At 67.7% G+C, this 16,021-nt stretch carries 20 protein-coding genes; 13 read left to right on the top strand and 7 right to left on the bottom strand.

All coding sequences use genetic code 11. The annotated features are described in order from the left end of the window. Positions 1 to 11: 11 nt before the first annotated feature. Positions 12 to 677 (bottom strand): response regulator, encoded by a 666-nt coding sequence (locus C4V41_RS42045; RefSeq protein WP_103961611.1) that lies wholly within the window; start codon positions 675 to 677, stop codon positions 12 to 14. Continuing rightward, entirely contained in the window at positions 674 to 1,783 is a 1,110-nt protein-coding gene (locus tag C4V41_RS42050; protein ID WP_235030719.1) for a sensor histidine kinase, read from the bottom strand. Before C4V41_RS42050 ends, C4V41_RS42045 begins: the two co-directional genes overlap by 4 nt. A gap of 176 nt (positions 1,784 to 1,959) precedes the next feature. Here C4V41_RS42050 and C4V41_RS42055 point away from each other — a divergent pair, with 176 nt between their 5' ends. Continuing rightward, on the top strand, positions 1,960 to 3,975 hold the full coding sequence (locus C4V41_RS42055; protein WP_103961613.1) for a GxGYxYP domain-containing protein: 2,016 nt from the start codon (positions 1,960 to 1,962) through the stop codon (positions 3,973 to 3,975). Here the strand turns inward: C4V41_RS42055 and C4V41_RS42060 are convergent. Next, positions 3,960 to 4,304 carry a hypothetical protein gene (locus C4V41_RS42060; protein ID WP_103961614.1) on the bottom strand — a complete coding sequence of 115 codons (345 nt, stop codon included), beginning with the start codon at positions 4,302 to 4,304 and terminating at the stop codon, positions 3,960 to 3,962. The two genes, C4V41_RS42055 and C4V41_RS42060, sit on opposite strands and share 16 nt — an antisense overlap. 40 nt (positions 4,305 to 4,344) lie before the next feature. On the opposite strand from C4V41_RS42060, the gene C4V41_RS42065 reads away from it, so the two are divergent. Then, positions 4,345 to 4,812: a GNAT family N-acetyltransferase gene (locus C4V41_RS42065; RefSeq protein WP_103961615.1), complete on the top strand. Its 468-nt coding sequence runs from the start codon at positions 4,345 to 4,347 to the stop codon at positions 4,810 to 4,812. Here C4V41_RS42065 and C4V41_RS42070 read toward each other — a convergent pair. After that, positions 4,757 to 5,434 (bottom strand): NUDIX domain-containing protein, encoded by a 678-nt coding sequence (locus tag C4V41_RS42070; protein ID WP_103961715.1) that lies wholly within the window; start codon positions 5,432 to 5,434, stop codon positions 4,757 to 4,759. The genes C4V41_RS42065 and C4V41_RS42070 overlap by 56 nt on opposite strands. Before the next feature lie 61 nt (positions 5,435 to 5,495). Then, positions 5,496 to 6,041: a dihydrofolate reductase family protein gene (locus C4V41_RS42075; protein ID WP_103961616.1), complete on the bottom strand. Its 546-nt coding sequence runs from the start codon at positions 6,039 to 6,041 to the stop codon at positions 5,496 to 5,498. A gap of 113 nt (positions 6,042 to 6,154) precedes the next feature. On the opposite strand from C4V41_RS42075, the gene C4V41_RS42080 reads away from it, so the two are divergent. Together C4V41_RS42080 and C4V41_RS42085 are read left to right on the top strand one after the other, a co-directional pair. Next, positions 6,155 to 6,775, top strand: coding sequence for an SMI1/KNR4 family protein (locus tag C4V41_RS42080; protein ID WP_103961617.1), 621 nt, complete (start codon positions 6,155 to 6,157; stop codon positions 6,773 to 6,775). A gap of 168 nt (positions 6,776 to 6,943) precedes the next feature. After that, positions 6,944 to 7,618: a hypothetical protein gene (locus C4V41_RS42085; RefSeq protein ID WP_103961618.1), complete on the top strand. Its 675-nt coding sequence runs from the start codon at positions 6,944 to 6,946 to the stop codon at positions 7,616 to 7,618. A gap of 64 nt (positions 7,619 to 7,682) precedes the next feature. On the opposite strand, the gene C4V41_RS42090 is transcribed toward C4V41_RS42085, so the two are convergent. Next, positions 7,683 to 7,931: an FG-GAP repeat protein gene (locus C4V41_RS42090; protein ID WP_160150572.1), complete on the bottom strand. Its 249-nt coding sequence runs from the start codon at positions 7,929 to 7,931 to the stop codon at positions 7,683 to 7,685. A gap of 322 nt (positions 7,932 to 8,253) precedes the next feature. Between C4V41_RS42090 and C4V41_RS42095 the strand changes: the two genes are divergently transcribed. The 4 genes from C4V41_RS42095 (at position 8,254) to C4V41_RS42110 (ending at position 11,037) form a co-directional block, all read left to right on the top strand. After that, positions 8,254 to 8,649, top strand: coding sequence for a hypothetical protein (locus C4V41_RS42095; protein WP_146103990.1), 396 nt, complete (start codon positions 8,254 to 8,256; stop codon positions 8,647 to 8,649). Between the two features lie 251 nt (positions 8,650 to 8,900). Beyond that, the gene (locus tag C4V41_RS42100; protein ID WP_103961621.1) at positions 8,901 to 9,626 is read left to right on the top strand and encodes a VOC family protein; all 726 of its coding nucleotides are present in this window, start codon (positions 8,901 to 8,903) and stop codon (positions 9,624 to 9,626) included. A gap of 88 nt (positions 9,627 to 9,714) precedes the next feature. After that, positions 9,715 to 10,323: a hypothetical protein gene (locus tag C4V41_RS42105; RefSeq protein ID WP_103961622.1), complete on the top strand. Its 609-nt coding sequence runs from the start codon at positions 9,715 to 9,717 to the stop codon at positions 10,321 to 10,323. 39 nt (positions 10,324 to 10,362) lie between these two features. Next, positions 10,363 to 11,037 carry a DNA alkylation repair protein gene (locus C4V41_RS42110; protein ID WP_103961623.1) on the top strand — a complete coding sequence of 225 codons (675 nt, stop codon included), beginning with the start codon at positions 10,363 to 10,365 and terminating at the stop codon, positions 11,035 to 11,037. 1 nt (position 11,038) lies between these two features. Here the strand turns inward: C4V41_RS42110 and C4V41_RS42115 are convergent, their stop codons facing one another. Next, a complete protein-coding gene (locus C4V41_RS42115) occupies positions 11,039 to 11,458 on the bottom strand; it encodes a hypothetical protein (protein ID WP_146103991.1) in 420 nt (139 codons plus the stop codon). A gap of 375 nt (positions 11,459 to 11,833) precedes the next feature. Between C4V41_RS42115 and C4V41_RS42120 the strand changes: the two genes are divergently transcribed. The 5 genes from C4V41_RS42120 to C4V41_RS42140 all read left to right on the top strand — a co-directional run bounded on the left by C4V41_RS42120 (position 11,834) and on the right by C4V41_RS42140 (position 15,713). Further along, on the top strand, positions 11,834 to 13,336 hold the full coding sequence (locus C4V41_RS42120) for a serine hydrolase domain-containing protein (protein ID WP_235030720.1): 1,503 nt from the start codon (positions 11,834 to 11,836) through the stop codon (positions 13,334 to 13,336). 108 nt (positions 13,337 to 13,444) lie between these two features. Beyond that, positions 13,445 to 14,221, top strand: coding sequence for an endonuclease/exonuclease/phosphatase family protein (locus tag C4V41_RS42125; protein ID WP_160150573.1), 777 nt, complete (start codon positions 13,445 to 13,447; stop codon positions 14,219 to 14,221). A 393-nt stretch (positions 14,222 to 14,614) separates the two neighbouring features. Further along, entirely contained in the window at positions 14,615 to 14,980 is a 366-nt protein-coding gene (locus C4V41_RS42130; RefSeq protein ID WP_103961626.1) for an inorganic pyrophosphatase, read from the top strand. 75 nt (positions 14,981 to 15,055) lie between these two features. Continuing rightward, the gene (locus tag C4V41_RS65945; RefSeq protein ID WP_327537502.1) at positions 15,056 to 15,268 is read left to right on the top strand and encodes a type II toxin-antitoxin system RelE/ParE family toxin; all 213 of its coding nucleotides are present in this window, start codon (positions 15,056 to 15,058) and stop codon (positions 15,266 to 15,268) included. Between the two features lie 112 nt (positions 15,269 to 15,380). Further along, positions 15,381 to 15,713: a helix-turn-helix domain-containing protein gene (locus C4V41_RS42140; protein WP_103961627.1), complete on the top strand. Its 333-nt coding sequence runs from the start codon at positions 15,381 to 15,383 to the stop codon at positions 15,711 to 15,713. The last annotated feature ends 308 nt before the right edge of the window (positions 15,714 to 16,021 follow it).

Here is a 16,021-nt window from a genome sequence, read left to right on the forward strand (position 1 = left end):
CCGGCACTCCGTCACTCGGTCATTCTGGTGGTGATCACGCGGTGTTCCCATGCCCAGGCGGCGACCTCGACCCGGTTGCGCAGGCCCAGTTTGGCCTGGACGGTGGACACGTGGCCTTTGACGGTGCTGAGTGAGATGCACAGCTCGTCGGAGATCTGCCGGTTGCTGTGGCCCTGGGCGATCGCGCGGACGACCTCCGTCTCCCGGTCGGACAACCGCTGGGCGACCGCGCGATCCGGGCCCGGGCCGTTGGCCGCGAAGTGGCGCAGCAGCCGGAGGGTGACCGACGGCGAGATCAGCACGTCGCCCGCGTGGGCCGCCCGGACCGCCTCGACGAGCAGGTCGGGGCCGGCGTCCTTGAGTACGAAGCCGGCCGCGCCCCCGCGCAGCGCCCCGTAGACGTACGCGTCGAGGTCGAACGTGGTCACCACGACCACCCGCAGCGGGTCGAAGACGGCCGGGCCCGCCAGGGCGGAGGTGACCTCGATGCCGTCGAGGCGGGGCATCTGGACGTCCACCAGGCACACGTCGGGGCGCAGTCTGCGAGCCAGGGCGACGGCCTCGGCGCCGTCCGCGGCCTCGGCGACCACGGTGATGTCGGGCTGGTCCTCCAGGATGAGGCGCAGGCAGTCGCGGATCATCGGCTGGTCGTCGGCCAGCAGGACCGTGATGCTCATCGGCCTCTTTCGGGGAGCGGGAGGGTGGCGAGGACGGTCCAGCCGCCTCCACCCGGGCGCGGACCCGCGGTCAGGGTGCCGCCGAAGGCTTCGGCGCGTTCGCGCATGCCGACCAGGCCGTAGCCGCCCTTCTCACCACGGTGCGGACGGGGGCCGGGGGTCTTGTCGGCGATCTCGACGGTCAGGGCGTGCCGGTCTCGTGCGACGGTGACGGTGACCGACGTGGCGTTCGGGGCGTGGCGGGAGATATTGGTCAGGGACTCCTGGACGACGCGGTAGACGGTGCCGGCCACCTCGGGCGGCAGGGGGCGCCCGCCTGAGGGGAGCCGCAGGCGTACCGGAGGGCCGTTGAAGTGGCCGACCAGCTCGTCGAGCTCGAACTCGCCGGTGGGAGCGGTGCCGCCGGGTTCGCGTAACAGGCCGACGACGCGGCGGGTCGCGGCCAGGGCGTCGGAGCCGGCCGACTCGATGTCCGCCAGCGAGCCGGGGACCTTCTCCGGGTGCTTGCCGGCGACCAGCCGGGCGGCCTGGGCCTGGAGGACGACACAGGTGACGTGGTGGGCGACGACGTCGTGCAGCTCTCTGGCCAGGGCGAGGCGTTCGTGGCGGCGTACGCGCTCGGCGACGGTCCGGCGGCGGGCGGCCAGCAGGCGCGGCCCCAGACCGGCCGCGAGGGCGGCGAGCCAGCAGGCGCCGTTCAGCATCGCCACCGTGGCGTGGGAGGAGACGGAGGTCAGGGCCGCGGCCAGGCTGCCGCCGACCACCGCGAGGCCGCCCGCCGCCACCGCGACCGCCTGCCGGACGGGCAGCACCCTGACGGCGGAGCCGACCAGCACCGCCAGGCTCAGCGCCAGGCCGGGGCCGGGCTCGGCGGGCAGCTCGGCCAGCCGGGCGACCAGGATGGCGGCCGCCGCGACGACCATGCCCGCGACCGCCGCCCACAACCGATGACGGTGGCGGACCAGCACGATCGCGCAGCCCACCGTCCCGGCGGCGCAGTCGAACCGCCAGTAGGACCCGCCCCAGGTCTCCGCGATCCGGGCGGCCGCGGAAACGGTCACCACCGCGAGCCCGGCGCCCAGCCCGGCATTCCACAACCACCGCACACGCACACGGTAGGGGCCCCGGCGCCGGGCGGGTACCGGTCAAAAGTACGGTCCTGGATCCTGCTTCCGGCCGAGTGGGCGACGGTCAACCGCGTATTTACACGTTTTCACCGGGTTGTTAGGTTCACAGTTGACAACGTTGTCACCCCCCGTCCCTCCCTCCCGAGGAGCAGTGAATGGTGTCACGACGTAGTTTCCTGTGGGCGAACGGCCTGGCCCTCGCGGCCGGTGGCCTCGGGCTCACCGTGTCCGGCCCCGCCGCCGCCGCGACCCGTACCGCCGCCCCCTTACTCCCCGGCTTCGGCCGCCCCACCCGGCTGGACTTCGCCGACATCGCCACCCTCCACGGGAACGACCAGCTTCTCCTGACCACCCTCCAGGGCGTCGTCAACCGCCGGCGCCCGCGCCTCTACTTCAACTACAACGCCGAGAACTACGACGTCGCCTGGCTGTCCAGCACCGGCGCCGCCGTCACCCGCCACGAGCGCCCCCTGGACCTGATCGCCCGCTACCGCGGCGAGGTCCGCGGCGCGATCCTGCACGACCCGGCCGTCCCCGACTCGGTCAACGTCGCCACCACCCTCGCCGGCCTGGAGAACGCCGTCGCCGCCACCGCCGACCAGGCCACCGAGTACGGCCTCGAAGTCATCTCCGACCTGCGCGGCCGGTTCGACCCCGGCGACGTCCTGGCCACCTACCGCTGGCAGCTCGACACCCTGTTCCCCCGCTGCACCCAGGCCCTGCTCAGCGGCCTGCCTCCGACCAGGACGGTACGGGTCGACGGCGTCCAGTGGCGCGAGGTCGCCAGGGAGACCGAGCGCGTCAGGGACTCCTCCAACCGCGAGGTGCGCACGTTCGACCTCAGCCAGGAGCTGACCGGCCAGGACGGCGTCTACCTGCGCTTCCAGGACTCCCTCGGCGACGACGGCTGGGGCGCCTCGGTCGGCGCGGTCAAGGTGCTGGCCGACGGCGCCCAGATCGCCGCCTTCACCCCGGGTACGGACGGCGAGGCCGCGTACCTGTTCGACGGCCTCAACTCGGCCATCGGCGGGGACGCCAACCGCTTCGCCGACGGTGGCAACTACTTCATCTACCGCTTCGTGGCGCCCGCCGGCACCCGGCAACTGCGGGTCGAGGTGGACCTGTGGAACCAGTTCCTGGTCACCGCCGCCACCACCGCCCCGACGCGCGTCGAGCCGTTCCCCTACTTCCGCGACTACACGGTCGCGACGCGCGCCATGGTCTTCTGGCTGCCGCCCTCCGGCCGGACCGGCGAGCTGCTCGACGAGATCCTCGGCAGGGTCAGGCCGACCACGCCCTACGCGGGCTGGTTCTCCAACGACGTGGCCGGGGAGTGGGGCGGCGTGGACCGGGCCTCACAGCACGCCGTCGAGGTCGTGCCCGCCGACTACTACATGAACGCCACCGTGCACGCGGGCGTCCAGGCCAAGATCTCCGACCGGGTACGCCCGAGGCCCCGGGCCACCCTCCGCAACCGGGTCTACCTCACGCTCACCGTGGGCGAGGGCGACAACATCCAGTACTGCCAGCGGCACATGCGGCGGCTGTGGGACGATCCGGCCCGCGGTGACGTACCGACGAACTGGACGGTCAGCCCACTGCTGGCCGAGATCGGTCCCGCGCTGCTGGCGCACTACCAGCGCACGGCCACCGCCAACGACCTGCTGATCGCGGGCCCGTCCGGCGCTGGCTACACCTACCCCGGCTCCTGGCCCGCGTCCGCCCTGGACGCCTACACCAAGCTGACCGGGCGGTTCCTGCGGCGTACCGGGATGGACCTGGTGTACGCCTACAACCAGCGCAACGCCGCGGGTGACGGCTGGGTGCCGTTCGACGAGCGGATCGTGGCGTCGTACCGGAAGAACACGCCGCTGCGCGGCATCGTGCAGTCGTGGGAGACCGGTGACCTGCGGTTCCGCGCGGCCGGGATTCCCGTGATCGGGAATTTCTCACCGCAGGGCAAGGCCCAGGAGTACCGGGACACCCTCGTCAAGCGGATCGAGGGGTGGGACGGGCGGGCGCCGCTGTTCATCGCGGGCGCGGTCAACGCCTGGAACTGGACGCCCACCGACATCGCCGAGCTCGGGACGCTACTCGCCGAGCCCTTCGAGATCGTCCGCGGTGACACCTTCTTCGCGCTGCTCGGCGAGCACCTTCACGCCCAGAGGTAGTCGTGGCGGGGCGAGGCCGGCGTGACGTGGACCTGGCCGTCGCGTACCTGCCATTCGGTCTGCCCGTCGGCTTCGTGGAAGGCGAGGAACAACCCGCACACGCGGTCGCCGTCCGCGTCGACGGCGGGCAGGGCGGCGATGCGGCGGAGCCGGTCGAGCACGTCGTCGACCTCGCCCGCGCGCACCGCCCTGGCGTAGCAGGCGGCCTCCAGCCAGCCGCCGTCGGGGAAGGTCCAGCCCGCCGGGTCGCCCTCCTCGATGATGTGCTCGGCCTCCGACCGCTGGCCGTGGAATTCGAGCCAGCCTCGTACGTACACCCATGTGCCCATGACGACATGATCCTCGGTGGCCCGCCTTTATTGTTCTGCCATGACGCCTAACCTTCGCCTTGTCCCTATCACGCCCGCCAACATTGACTCCGCCATCGCGGTAAAAGTCCGCCCCGACCAGGAGCGCCTCGTGTCGCCGGTGGTGAAGTCGCTGGCGGAGGCGTACGTGTATCCGCAGGCGGCCTGGCCACGCCTCATCCTCGATGGCGATCTTCCCGTGGGGTTCCTCATGGCGTTCCTCGAACTCGACTGGAACGGCAAGGGGGTCGACTTCCGTTCCGGTCTGTGGCGGCTCAACGTCACCCCTGACGCGCAGGGGCGCGGGGTCGGCCGCTTCGCCGTCGAGTCGGTGGCCGCCGAGGTCAGGCGGCGTGGCGCCACTCAGATGTACGTCACGTGGGAGCCCGGCGACGGAGGGCCCGAGGGGTTCTACCGCAAGCTCGGGTTCCAGCTCACGGGTGAGGAGAGTGGGGGGCAGACGGTGGGCGTACTGGATCTGAAGGGGTGAGAGCGGCCATGAGCTTGCGGGTGAAGCGGTGCAGGTGCGGGTCGAGCCGTTCGATCGGCTCTTCGAGCAACCGAGGCGGCGTCACCCATCTGATGCCCGTGAACTCGGCCTGGTCGAAGGTCGTCACCTGGTCGATGTCGAGGACGTACCAGAGCGACACGTCGGTGTGGGGGCCTTCGCCGCGCGTCCGGGTGACGGTGACGAAGAAGGGCCGCTCACCGAACCGCGGGTGCGCCACCGCCGGTAGGTGCAGCTCCTCCGCGCACTCCCGCACCACCGTCTCCCACGGGTCCTCCCCCGGTTCGACATGCCCGCCGCTGGGCAGCCACAGGCCGGCGGCGCGGTGGGCGACCAGCAGCAGTTCCTCGCGCGGGCTCAGGCCCACGAAATAGCTCACCAGGTGGGGGTCGGGGATGTCGGGCTTGCGGGTACGGTACAGCGGCGCGCCGGAGCCGATCCACGCCAGCACCTCGGCGACGTGCCCGGCCTCCTGCCGATCCCATGGAGCGATGGCTCCAACCTGCCGGGCCAGGGCCACGGCACGGGGGTTCGACCTCCGCCCACTGACACGCGCCACCACGCGGCGGAGTAAGGCGGCGAACGCGATCGCCTTGGCGGACATGCGGGAGATCATTCCATGCTCTGGAGTGCCACACTCATGGCGGCACCCCACCGCCACGGGGTCAGCCGGCGTCCGGGACATACCGCAGGTTGAGTACGCCGGTCGTGAACGTCTCGGACTTGACCAGCTTCAGCGGGTGGGCCGGGGTGTCCTCGAACAACCTCTGGCCCTGGCCGACGACGATCGGGTGAACGAGCAGGTTCAGCTCGTCGAGCAGCCCATTGGCCAGCAGCCACCGCACGGTCGTCGCGGAGCCGGACATCTGGATCTCACCGTCGATCTCGTCCTTGAGCGCGCGCACCCCGGCCGCGACGTCACCGGAGATGACCGTGGTGTTGGCCCAGTCGGCCTTTTCGAGAGTGCTCGACACGACGTATTTGCGGGTGTCGCCGAGCGCCTTGGCCACGTCCTGGTCGCTGTCGGTCTGCGTCCAGTAGCCGGCCCACTCCTCGTACAGCTTGCGGCCCATCAGCATCGCGGCCGCACTCTGCATGCCCGCCTGGACCACGGCGCCCATCTCGTCGTTCCAGTACGGGAAGTGCCACTTGTCCGGCGACTCGACGACGCCGTCAACGGAGATGAAGAAGCTGGAAACGATCTTACCCATGGCTCTGTTCCTTGATCTTTGGAGTTACGCGGTCGGCCTTGCAGATAGGAGATTAGGGAGGAACGACCCTCCGGGTCTTGTACAGAAGCGACAGCGACCATAGGGAGCCGACCATGTCATCGGTATCGTCGTCGTGGCGCCGCATCGACGCCTGGCTGGCGGCGCACGCGCCGGCCACGCTGGCGATGCTCAACCCGCCGGCGACCCCGGACGCGCTGAAGAGCCTGTGCGTAAGGCTGCCCGACGAGCTGAGCGAGTCGTTGACCTGCCACGACGGGCTGAAAGAGTGGACCAGCCTGCTGCCGGAGCAGACACCGCTGTCCGCGTCGGGCATCGCGGCGCACTGGCGGATGCGCATGGAGATCGCGGCCGACATCGACGGCTTCGTGGCCGTCGCCCCGGTGGGCGAGCCCTGGTGGCATCCCCTGTGGATCCCCTGGGCAGAGAGCGCCGACGGCAACGCCCACGTCATCGATCAACGTCCCGGGCCCGGTCAGGGCCGGCTCGGCTGGGCGGTCCACGATGGCGTCGGCGACTTCTCCGATTCGTGGCCCGGCCTGACGGCCTACTTGAACGATGTCGCCCAGGCCCTGTACCTCGGGTGCGGGGTACGCGGGATGTACCCCTACCTGACCTGCGACGGGCTCCTGTGGTGGGACTTCGGCACCGAGTGCCGCTCGATCAACGGCGAGCCGCTGCTCCCGGCGCCGGTGGGGGTGGGCGGGCAGGGCTGAACGGGAACATCTACAGAACTGGAAGGGGTCCGCCACGATCCGTGATCGACTATCACCGAGACAGCGATGTATGAGTGATCAATGTGGGGATGAGTCATGAGGCGCCGCCGGTACCGTCGACTGCCGAACCTCGTATCGCTACCCAGACGTTCGCCCGGCCGGTGGATCGTGATCGCGCTCGGCCTTGGCGTGATCATGGTGGCGCTCACCGGCGCCGCCGATCCGTACCAGCAGACCCGGCAGTTCCGCGAGGCGGTGGTGTGCGACCAGGACGCCGGCGGCTGTCTCGGCGATGAGCCGGTCTCCGTCGTTCGCCGGCGTACGTACACCACCACCACGACCACGACGAATACCGACGCCAACGGCCACACCTACACCAGCACGAGCACGACCACCCACCACGAGATCACCTGGCGGCGCGCCAACGGCTCCCAGCAGGCCCGCGACGTGTCGTCGAATGTCTACAACAAGGCCAAGGAGGGACAACCGGCCACATTGCGGCTCTGGCGCCAGGAGGTCGTCGGCCTGGAGGTGCAGGGGGAGACGGAGTGGTTTCTGCCGGAGGCCAGCACGGCGCTCGGCGTCTGGCTGGGCGTGGCCTTCTTCGGCCTGGGGCTCCTGCTGTGGGGGCTGCTGTTCGGCTGGTGGGACGGCTTCTTCTTCCTCGTCTACCGTACGTTCTGCTGGATGTTCATGGGTCTGGTGCCGGTGGCCACGGCGGCGCACACCTTGGCCTTCGGCTGGGCGACCGGGGGTGACCTCGTCATCCTGATCGTGGTCTGCGCCCTGTTCGTCGGGATCCCGGGCTGGATGCTCTTCGGCTCGATCCACGAGCGTTGGTGACGCGGTCCTGTCGTACCGCGTCCCGAGGACCGGCGGACATGACGACCGCCGGTCCCGGCGTTTCCTAGGGGAGCAGCGCGTGGCCGAACGAGCCGAAGGACGGGTCGGTCGCGCCGAACCGGCCCAGGTCGAAAGCGGCCGCGTTCGCGGCGCCGACCCCGTCGAGCGCGATGACCAGGCCCGCGCTGATGAAGCCGCCGACGGTCTCCTGCTCGGCACTGATCACCAGATCGACCTTGCCGTCACCGTTGAAGTCACCCGATTTGGCCTGTCTGGCGGCCTGAGCGGGCGTCGCCGTGATTAACGCCGCCATCAACACACCGGCCGTGGTCGCTCCCATGAATAATCGATTCATTGAACACTCTCCCCGTTTTCCCCTATTGCCCGATGTCCAACAAACGGCACTCAAGCACGACTATCCTCATTCATCAATAGAATTTCTAACTTCTGCGAGGCACGCTTTGTCGGGCACCGGGGCAGTGAGAGGGCCCTGCCCCGGCCGCTAGAGGCGACCTTTAGCCCATCGCCTCAGGTCGTGTCACCCTTGAGACGTGACCGAGAGATCACCAGACGAACGATTCGCCGTTTGGCGCCATGTCATAGTCGGCTCCCCTGGCCCGCCTCCGGCCGAGGACATGACGGTGACCAGGAGTTCATGGGGAACGTTGCATTCGCTACGCAAACCCCGCGCGCTGCCCCCACCGGATCGAATATGGGCTGAGCGGGAATGGCAGATCATCCGGCGCGGCCACGTCCCCGAAGACATGGACGACAAGTGGTTCGCCTTCGTCGACGACGACCGCTTACATTTGCACCGGAGTTGGACCGGAGTCCAGGAGTTCCAAGCGGATTTCCAGCCGTGCGACGGCGGCCGGCGGATCGCCAAAGTAGCGATCGAGTCGAGCAGGCGCCGGTATAGGCGCAGGTACGAGGACTCTGATCGCCTGCTGCTGGAGTTGCTGATCGATACGGTCCTCCTCGGGTCCTATGACGTCTCGCGCTGGCGGCACCTGTACGAACAGATGACCTGACCGCAGTTCCGCGGCTGACATGGTCGCGGGCGCCTACAGGGGCGACACCCCGAGCAGAGCGCCGGCCACGTCCTCGAACCGAGGCTCCGCACCCCCGAAAAACTCGTAGAAGATCGTCGCCGGGCATGTCAACATGACGGGGTGCTACCTCACTTCACGTGGCCGAGCGCCGAGCATTGTTTCCCTCTGCCGGCGCGGAATACGTACCGTGTCTGCGGCTTTGAATCAGCGGATCGGGGGTGTGGGGCGGAATGACTTCGCACCTCCACGCGCTCTGCTTCGACGCGAACGACCCACTCCGTCTCGCACGCTTCTGGGCCGGCGTCCTCGACTGGGAAATGGCCGACGATCCCCAAGACGGCATTGTGCTTCTGCCGAGCGATGACACCGGGTTCCGAATCCGCTTTCTGCCGAGTCAGGAGCAGAAGGCCGGCCCCAACCAGATGCACTTCGACCTGACGAGCACCTCCCTCGAGAACCAGCAGCAGACGGTGGCGAAGGCGCTCGAACTCGGCGCTCAGCACATCGACGTGGGCCAACTGCCGGAGGAGGGTCACATCGTGCTCGCCGACCCCGAAGGCAACGAGTTCTGTGTCATCGAGCCGGACAACAAATTCCTCGCCGACTGCGGATTCATCGGCGCCCTCGCGAGCGACGGTTCGCAGGAGGTCGGATACTTCTGGAGCAAAGCGCTGGACTGGCCGCTGGTCTGGGATCAGGACCAGGAGACCGCGATCCGCTCGCCGCACGGCGGCCCGAAGATCACCTGGGGCGGCCCGCCACTGGATCCGAAGCTCGGGAAGAAATACCGGCTGCATTTCGACCTCGCTCCACCCGCCGACGGCGATCAGCAGGCAGAGGTCGACCGTCTGATCTCCCTGGGCGCGAAGCGCGTCGACATCGGCCAGGGCGAGGTCGACTGGGTGGTCATGGCCGACCCCGACGGCCACGAGTTCTGTGTCCTGACCCCGCGATAACGAGAGCCGTTTCCTGGGCCGACGAGTCCGCTCAGCCCGTCAACCAGAGCCCTGACCATGAACGCTCACGATCAGTACGCTGCTCACCATGGGAGACGGTAAAGCATCACTGCTGCTGGAGGACGTAACGTCGGCCTTGGAGACGACCCTCACCGCCATGAAGGCTGTGGGCGCCGACCCGATGTACCGCGTGGGTGGCACCGGCGCGGCCCTGCTGCAAGGTGTTCATCTTCCCGTCGGAGATCTCGATGTCCTACTCGCCCGGCGAGAGGACGTGGACACCATCTCTGCCGCCCTCTCATCCTTTCCCTGCCTGTATCCGGCATCTTGGCTCCCCGAGACTTCGCAGTATTTCGCCAGGTACGAAGTGAACGGGGTCCCTTTAGAGCTCAGCACCGTCGAACAGGAGACCGACTCCGACGCGATGGAGTGCATTGGCCGTGGCCCATGGCAGCACTACGTCCTGATCACGTGCGGCCCGCATCAAGTTCCCGTGGTGCGTCTCGAACTGCGGTTGGCCACAGAACTCCTGCGCGATCGCCCCGATCGATACGAACCTCTCCTCGACCTCATGGCGGCCCAGGGGTATGAGCCAGACCTCCTGAAGAGGGCCATGGCCACTCACGATCTTCCGATGGAACGCCGGCGCCTGGTCAATGACCGCCTCAATCCCGGCGCGTCCAGCAGAACACCATAGGCTGAATCCCGCGGTAGAAGGATGGGCAGGGAGGCTGCGATGGCTGAGAACACACTGGTGGCCGAGGTGATGGCCGAACTGGCCGAACTCGAGGATCCGAAGGCACGCGCGGTCAATGAGAAACACGGCGACGACCACGGTGTGAACCTCAGCAAACTGCGCGCACTCGCAAAGCGCCTGAAGACACAGCAGGAACTCGCCTGCCGACTCTGGGAAACGGATGATACGGCGGCGAAACTACTGGCACTCCTGATCTGCCGCCCGAAAGCGTTCCGGCGGGACGAGTTGGACGTCATGTTGCGCCAGGCGCGCACCCCCAAGGTCCACGACTGGCTCGTGAACTACGTGGTGAAGAAGAACCCGCACGCCGAAGAGCTACGCCTGGCCTGGTACGCCGATCCGGACCCAGTCGTCGCCAGCGCCGGCTGGGCACTGACCACCGAACGCGTGGCAAAGAAACCCGACGGCCTCGACCTCCCAGAACTACTCGACGTCATCGAAGCGGAGATGAAAAACGCGCCGGACCGCCTGCAATGGGCGATGAACCACTGCCTGGCGCAGATCGGCATCGAACACGCCGAACACCGCGCCCGCGCCATCGACATCGGCGAGCGCCTGGAGGTCCTCAAGGACTACCCGACTCCCCCGGGCTGCACCTCTCCGTTCGCGCCCATCTGGATCACCGAACTGGTGCGCCGCAAGGAGACGGTGTGACTCAATAGCTGTCGCTCCAGCGATACCAAGGACCCTGGATGTGCTCGAACGACGACGCGACCGACGGGTTGGAGTCATCGACCGGCACGTGCTCAGGACTCCAGACGTAACCATAGGGATCCACGCTGGGCCCATTCTCGCCCACCCGGAAATAGACCCGGTCACCCTCTTGGTAGATCGCCTGAAACTCGACCTCCCCGATCTTCCGCGACCGAGTCGCCACACCGTCGTCCGACCCGGCCGCCCGAGCCACCTGCTCCATCTCGGCGAAGGAGTTCATGATGCGTTGCTCCTCGCCGTACCCGCAGGCCGTCGGCGATGCCAGTGCGACACAGGCGATCAGTTTCCTCACACGTTGATTCTCTCCGTCCCAAGAGGCCCCTGCGGCACCGTTCAGGAGATCGCACAGCGCGACGAACATCGTGGACCCGTATCGCCTGCGGTCCAGCCGACGGCGGCCTCGACCGGTACGCGAGGACCGCACAGTGGCCCTGGTCTACCTCGGCTTGTCCGGGTCGATGGCGGGCGGGCCGCAGGCGTGATCATGCCCGGCCAGTTGCTGACCAGCCAGTTGGCCAGGCGCCATTCGGCGTCCGCCGTTCCACATGGTGGGCGTAGCAGGACGGTTGCGGACCCGTACGAGATGCGACTGTCACCCGGCGGGGACGGCGTCCCGCTTCCGAAGCCGCCCAGTTGTGACCTAGGTCATAGTTGAGGTTGACCTTAGGTCAAGGTGGAAGCTCGTCGCAGCGGCGCGAAGCCGACCGGACACGACAGATTTGAAGGGGCAACCACCATGTCCATCACCCTTTCCGACCAGGACAAAAGCACTCTGCGGACCGCCGCGTACGGCGCTGTGTCGCTGATGGCCGCCGCCACCGGCTCGCCCCACAAGGCCGCCACGAACGCCACCATCGCCCTGTCGTCGGCGACCGGTCTGGTCGGGCATGTGCTCGCCGCGAACGCCAAGGACATCGACCTGAACGGCACGACCGTCGCCGAACTCGCCGACCGGGTATTGCCGGCCCTGACCGCAGCCATGGAACTGCTCGGCAAGCGGGCTCCGGCAGAAGCCGACAATTTCCGCAGGACCATCCTCCTCGCCATCGAAGCCGCCCAGGTCCACCCGGACAAGCCCAGCACCGTTGCGGCCGAGATGGCCCGCAAGATCACCGCCGCCCTCGACGCCGCCGGGCAGGATCGTCCGGAGTTGCAGAAGGCGATCGAGGAGATCGTTGATTCCGGCTTCGTCGGGGTGTCGCTGCGCGTGCACGATGAGCGGGGTGAGTGGGCCGGCAGCGCCGGGGCGGCCGAGCTGGGCGGGGCCGCGAAGCCGCCGACGGACGGGCATGTCCGGATCGGCAGCAACACCAAGACCTTCACCGCGACCCTGGTGCTGCAACTGGTGGCCGAGGGCAAGATCGCCCTGGACGCCCCCGCGGCGGACTACCTGCCCGAGTTCGGGCTGGACGAGCGGATCACGGTGCGGATGCTGTTGCAGCACACCAGTGGCGTGTTCAACTTCAGCGGCGAAGTCTACGCCGACGGGACGATCGTGGCGGGGATCCCCATTCCGTACGGCACCACGGGCCAAGAGTGGATGGACAACCGGTTCAAGACCTACCGGCCGCAGGAGTTGGTGGAGCTGGCGTTGTCCAAGCCGGCGCGGTTCGAGCCTGGGACGGGCTGGAGCTATTCCAACACCAACTATGTGCTGGCCAGGCTGCTGATCGAGAAGGTCGCCGGCCGCTCGGTCGCCGAGGAGATGCGGCGGCTGATCCTGGGACCGCTCGGGTTGTCGGACACCGTGGTGCCGGACGCCTCGCCGGAGATCCCCGAGCCGTACGCGCACGCCTACTATCGCTACGAGGACGCCGGCGAGCAGAAGACGATCGACGTCACCCGCCAGAACCCCTCCTGGATCTCCAGCGGTGGCGACATGATCTCAACCACCCGGGACTTGCACACGTTCATCTCCGCGCTGCTGGGCGGCAAGCTGCTGCCGGCCCCGCTGCTGGCCGAGATGTGCACGCCGCACCCGACGGGCATTCCGAACATGGACTACGGCCTGGGAGTGTTCGTGGTGAAAACGGACGACGGCGGCACCCTCATCTCCCACAACGGTGCCGCCGTGGGCCACGCGGCACTGATGTACAGCACGCCTGACGGCAGCAAGACCCTGACCGCCGCACTGAACTGCGTGGACGACGCCGACCTGTCCATTGCCGCAGCATTCCAGACCGCCCAGCAAAGGCTCGTGAACGAGGTCTTCTGCGGTAAGCCGGCCGAACACCTGTGACCGCAGCCAGGCGCGGTGCGCTCACAAAGCTGACGCCGCCGCCGCGCAACAGGCCGAGTGCGACATATCCAAGGACGCCCCCGCCCGCGCATGATGAAATTGCCGGTGATGATCAGATATCTCGGGATCGCCGGGCTGATATCCCTTAGCCTGCCCACGCAGGCCCCCGTGCTTCACGTGATGACGTGGAACGTCTGCGCGGGCACGTACAACAGTTGCCCCCTCTTCCGCCGCACCACCACCGAGCTGGCCTGGCACGTCGCCGTGCTGGCCACCAAGGCGGACGTGGTCTTTCTCCAGGAATTCTGTACGGGTGCGGACGCCGATCTGGAGCGCGAACTGGAGGCGCGTACCGGCCGGGCGTGGAGCATCAAGTCGGCCGGGTTCGCCCACCCGGATGGCTCGCCGTACCAGTGCGCCCCCGACTGGAACGGCAAGGCGCGCGGGGTGCAGAGCGTCACACTGGCCGTAGCCGAACGGAGCGTCCGTTTCGAAGTGCACGCGCTGACTTCGCCACCGTGGGGCACCCGCAGGTACGCGGTCTGTACGGCCGATCGAGCGCTCTGCACCGCGCACTTCTCCTCCGGCTCGATCTACGACGACAGGCAGAAGGGCGCGCCCTACCGGCACAAACAGCTACGCGAGCTGTTCAAGCTCGGCCGGGGTGTCGTCGGCGGCGACCTCAACCTGGTGCCGCGCGCCGCCGCCACCGCGTACGAGGGTCGCGACGAATGCGACCCGCGCAACCGCTGGACCTACGTCACCCGCAAACGGAAGATCGACTACGTGTTCGCCGGCGACGGCCGCGTGCGGGGTTGCTTCGTCGATTACGCCAGGAAGCGGTGGTCGGACCACGTACCGATGCACGCGTGGGTGGCGCGGTAGCCAGAGCGGCAGGTGGGAGAGGGGTCTCTGGGCCGAACCGTATGATCCATTTCATGTCGATCCCCCGAGCGGCCGCCGTGGTCGTCGACGGTGTCCGAGTCCTGGTCATCAAGCGATTCCTGCGGCGCAGCCCTGGCGTCCCCTGCGTCGAACAGCCGGGTAACTCAGAGCGCTGCGCCCCTTTCTCACGCGGCGGCGATGCCCGGAACTCCACCGGACACCCCGGCCGCCTGATCATCCCGTCTGTCGTCGACCCGCCCAAAGGGAAAGCAGGCACGGGTCGATGGCGGAGGTGGGACGATCAGGCATCCACTTCAGCCCTCTACGGTTTCCCGGTCCGCGCCGCGATCGCCCCGGAGCCGGAGCGCTCCTGCCGGAGGCTATGGTCTGCCCATGCCGGACTTTGAAGCCTGCGCGCGGCTTTCCATGTGGGAGCAGGCCAATTCCCTCGTGGGTGACGCCGAGATCGTGATTGATCGTCCCGCGGGTACGCCGCATCCAAAGGTGTCGAGCTTCATCTACCGGCTGGATTATGGCTTCTTGTCCGGGACCCAAGGCGGGGACGGTGAGGGCATCGATGTGTGGGTCGGCTCATCTCCGGCGCGTACCGTGTCGGCGGTGGCCTGCACGGTGGATCTGCTCAAGCGAAACGCTGAGGTCAAGTTCTTGTGGCGCTGCTCATCGGATGAGATCGCGCTGGTGGAGGGCTTCTATGCCCCTCAGCCTCAAGCGCCTGTGGTGATCCATCGGCCGAAATGAACGGGGCCGCGCAGCAAATGGCGACGGCGTGACAGTGATCGGCGCGGTGGCTCGGTATGGCCGCGGTACCTGACCATGTGCGTAACCGATCCGGAGGCTGCGGACCTGGTCAAGGACGCGATCGATCAGCTCGCGGAGGAAGGCCCAACGGCGCGTCGTCCTCTGGTCGACCGGGTACAAGGCAGCCGGTACCACAACATGAAGGAACTACGCCCGCCCTCATCGGGGACGAGTGAGATCCGGATGCTGTTCTGCTTCGATCCGGTAAGGGGCGCATCTTTCTGGTAGCCGGTGATAAAGCCGGCAACTGGAACCGCTGGTATCGGGAAGCGATACCACTGGCTGATGAACGATTTGCCCAGCACCTGATCACGCTCAAAGAAGAAGAGCAGGAGGAGCGATGAGCGCTCGGCACAGCAAGTGGTCGGATGTCAAGGCCAAGGCGGCAGCGCTCGACCCGCGAGACGCGGCGGAACGCGCTGCTGGAGAGGCCGTCGCGCGTGAACGCCGCGAAGCGTACGTCCGCGAATTCCAGCTCGCCGAGATCCGTCAGGCCGCCGGTGTCACTCAGGCTGAACTCGCCCACACCTTGGGAGTCAGCCAAGCTCGCATCTCCAAGATCGAACACGGCGAAGTATCCGGCATCGACGTCGTACGAGAGTACATCGCTGCGCTCGGGGGTCACTTGGATCTCGTAGCCACGCTCGGCGACCGAACCTGGAAAGTTGCCTGAGGGGGCCGCACCGACCTGCGGCCAAGCACTTCATGGCTTCGACCACATCAGCCCAAACCCAAGCCTTCACTCGGCTTTCCTATGAGAGCGGGTGACAAGAATTGAACCCGCGCTGTCAGCTTGGGAACTCTTTCAAGATCACAGCATCTGACCAGGGGAAAAGCTGACCTAGGTCAATGCCGGTCGAGTGACCGTGAGTCTCCGCGGCTCCCCGTTGATCACCGTCCGAACGGGCACGCAGCGGGCACGGCCTGGCGAACGGTGCGGGGGCAAGAAGATCTCGGCATGGGAAACGAGATCCATGGGTT

Source organism: Nonomuraea solani (assembly GCF_900108335.1).
GTDB lineage: Bacteria > Actinomycetota > Actinomycetes > Streptosporangiales > Streptosporangiaceae > Nonomuraea > Nonomuraea solani.